Annotated in this window: 1 protein-coding gene and 1 pseudogene; both read right to left on the reverse strand. The window is 69.6% G+C overall.

The window, feature by feature from the left end; genetic code table 11:
* A partial coding sequence (locus tag ACWIE7_RS19325; protein WP_454070355.1) for an aldehyde dehydrogenase family protein occupies positions 1 to 611 on the reverse strand: 611 nt, incomplete at its 3' end.
* 113 nt (positions 612 to 724) lie between these two features.
* Positions 725 to 1,269 (reverse strand): annotated as a pseudogene (locus ACWIE7_RS19330) (hypothetical protein); the annotation flags it as partial.

Here is a 1,269-nt window from a genome sequence, read left to right on the forward strand (position 1 = left end):
GACTTACCCACACCCGGTGAGCCGGTGAAGAACAGGTGGTCGTAGGCGAGCTTGGAGAAGTCGGCGCCGCGGCCGTGCTCGGGGCCGGCGATGGCCAGCTCGTCCACGGAGAAGTAGTCGGGCGCCCGCCGGCACAGCACCTCGGTGGTGAGGGCTGTGACGGAGGAAGGTCGGATCATCACGCGGTTGCCGGCGGCCAGCGCGGACCCGGCCGGGACGATCGTGAGGTAAAGCGGGAAGTTCCAGGGCCCGATGATCCCCACCACGCCCTTGGGATCGTGCCGGACCTCCTGCTGGAAGCCCAGCTTGTCGAGCGCGCGGGAGATGCGGGTGGGCTTCATCCATTTCTTGACGTTCTTGCGCTGATGGTCCAGGTCCGGCATCGAGGACGCGATGTCGGTGAGCGTCGACAGGGCCTCGGGGCGGGAGCCGTAGTCCTCGCGCATCGCCTCGGTGAGCTCGGCGGCGTTGTCCAGGACGAGCCGCTTGAGCCGGAGGATCCGGTCGCGGCGGACCTTGGCGCTGGGCTGTGGGTCGGCGAGGAACGCCTGCTGCTGCCGCTCGAGGATCTGTGCGAGGGTGAGGTCGCGGGCGGTGGGTGTGGTGACCATGCCCCCAGGGTAGAACGTGTTCTCGCCTGGTGGGGGCGGGAGGTAACGACGACGACGACGACGAGGGCCCGCCTTCTCTGGATGAGAAGGCGGGCCCTCGGCGATACGCGGTGTCAGCCGCCGAGCGAGCTCAGTGACCCGAGCGATCCGGACGTTCCTCCGGTCCCGCCGACGAGGCTGCCGAGGGAGCCGGAGTCGAGCGAGCCGGAGCCGTTGTCGTCGCCCCCACTACCTCCGTCCGCAGGCCGGACGGTGATGGTCTTCTCCACCGTCTGGCCCCCCACCGTGGCCTTGAGGACGGTCTGTCCTTCCGCCGCGGGGGTCCACTCGCAGGTGGCGGTCCCGTCCTGGTCGAGCATGACCCGGCAAATCTCCTTGCTGCCGGAGACGATCACGACCTCGTCGCCCGCGTCACCGGTGACCTCGATCTCGACTTTCTGCCCGGCGACCGGCTGCGCCGGGGTCACAGTGATGGTCGGCTCGGTCGGATCCACGGCCTCGGGCTGGACTAGCAGCGTCCCGCCGTCGCCTGCGACCGAGGTGTTACCTGCCGCGTCGGTCGCGGTCACGGTCACCTGCTGGCCGTCCATCCCCTTAGCCGCCACGAAGCTGCACTCGAACGTGCCGCCCGTCGCGGTGGCCTCGCACATCTCCACGC

It is taken from the genome of Dietzia sp. NPDC055343 (genome assembly GCF_053645265.1).